2 protein-coding genes are annotated in these 1769 nt (G+C 60.7%); both read right to left on the bottom strand.

Annotation, left to right across the window (positions count from 1 at the left end):
• A complete protein-coding gene (locus FAA86_RS24310) occupies positions 1-1593 on the bottom strand; it encodes a methyl-accepting chemotaxis protein (protein WP_136543888.1) in 1593 nt (530 codons plus the stop codon).
• On the bottom strand, positions 1590-1769 hold a 180-nt coding region (locus FAA86_RS24880; protein ID WP_205910071.1), incomplete at its 5' end, for a hypothetical protein. The genes FAA86_RS24880 and FAA86_RS24310, both read right to left, overlap by 4 nt.

Genomic DNA, 1769 nt, shown 5'->3' with positions numbered 1-1769 from the left:
TCAAGCCGCGCGACGGGTTCCAGAACCCGTCTTCGATCCGGTCTTGAACTGCGCCATTAAGTGATCCAGCGTGGTGGCCTCTTGGACGAGTTGTTGGATCGCAGCGCTTGACTCCTCAACCATCGCAGCATTCCTCTGCGTGTTCTTGTCGATGTGTCCGACGGCCTGATCGATCTCGGCCAGACCCTCTGCCTGTCTCTTGGCACCGTCGATAATCTTGCAGATCTCGCGGCTGATCGCCTGAACCTCGCCCGCGATCGTGCTCAAAGCCTCGCCAGCCTGGTCGACCAGCGACACCCCGTTTCGCACTTCTTGTCCGGACGCGTTGATAAGGGTCTTGATCTCTTTCGCGGCACTGGCGGATCGTTGAGCGAGTTCGCGGACCTCCTGTGCGACGACAGCGAAGCCCTTACCAGCCTCACCGGCACGCGCCGCTTCGACGCCGGCGTTCAGCGCCAGAAGATTGGTCTGGAAGGCAATCTCATCGATGACGCCGATAATGTTTGAAATGGACTGCGACGATTGCTCGATACGGCTCATGGCAGAGACCGCGTCTGTTACGATCGTGCCGGAACGCTCAGCACCCGTCCTTGCCTGGTTGACCAACTTACCGACCGAATCCGCGACAGACACGGTTTCCTTTACAGTGGCCATCACGCTGGACAGTGCGCTTGCGGTTTCCTCGACCGACGCGGCCTGACGCTCGCTGCGAGCCGAGAGGTCGTTGTTGGCCTGGCCGATCTGGCCCGTACCGTTGCGCAGAACTGAGGCCACCTGACCGACCTGAGAAACGACGCCTTCGAGCTTCTGCACTGACGTGTTGAAGGACGTGCGCAATTCATCAAGCGGGCCTGAGAAGGCGCTGTCGATCCGGCAAGAGAGGTCCCCCTCTGCCAGCTTCTGCAGCGATTTGGCCAATTCGGAAACGGCGTAGTCCACTGCCTCGGCTTCGCGCGCCTTTTCCGCTTCCCGCTTTCGGCGGTCGGCCTCTGCAGCGGCATCGGTTCGCTTGACGTGATCGGCCATCTCCACGGCCTCGCGCTCGGCGGCAACCGCGTCGGCGACAGCCTGGTCGGACACATCGAATGCCCTGACGACAGCCGAGGTCAGAGCAATCAGGACGACGCTCTGGACGATCAGCACCACCGCGTGCAGGACGACACGGGAGAAGTCTGAATCACCCGGGAAGACCGCCAGCGGCATCGCAACATACAGAAGCAGATGGTGGACAGCGACGAGCGCGGCGTAGCCGATAATCGCCCTCCAATCGATCCAGGCGGCACAGATCGCCAGACTCGCGAAGAAATACATGTGAATGTCGATCTGGAGCGGGGACCCCTGAAAGGCGAAGACGAGGATGGCGACTGTCGCCGCATTCGCCATTGAGGTCACCATGCGGGTGGTCGCGCCGGTCCGATCCCTTGTCCACAAGAGTGTGGCCGACACCAACAGGGCGAGAGTGGCCAAGATCATGGTCCAGTCGATCCCCTCCTCACGAACGAGATTGCGGACGACGATCAGGACAAAGTTGATCCAGAGCAGTCCGACGATGCCGTAGGAGATCCTGTCTCTGAGCTTCTTCAGTTCATTCATGTGTTCATTCCTTGCAGGCAACCAAGCGCCAGATCATGGTTGATGACGAGCAAAGCGCCCGCATCGAGAAGCCGCTCCGAGAAGTCGGGGGCTTGTGAATAGGCGACCGACATCCAGGGTACTCTGCCGGCCCACACGAAAGCACCGTCAGCCCGGTCGATGACGGCCATCGAACC

Source organism: Rhizobium rosettiformans W3 (assembly GCF_004912135.1).
Lineage (GTDB): Bacteria > Pseudomonadota > Alphaproteobacteria > Rhizobiales > Rhizobiaceae > Allorhizobium > Allorhizobium rosettiformans.
This window is presented reverse-complemented; position numbering and strand designations above follow the sequence as displayed.

What these genes read in the sequence shown, in the direction of transcription:
- FAA86_RS24310 (WP_136543888.1), bottom strand. Translation starts at nt 1,593, where the DNA reads ATGAATGAACTGAAGAAGCTCAGAGACAGGATCTCCTACGGCATCGTC.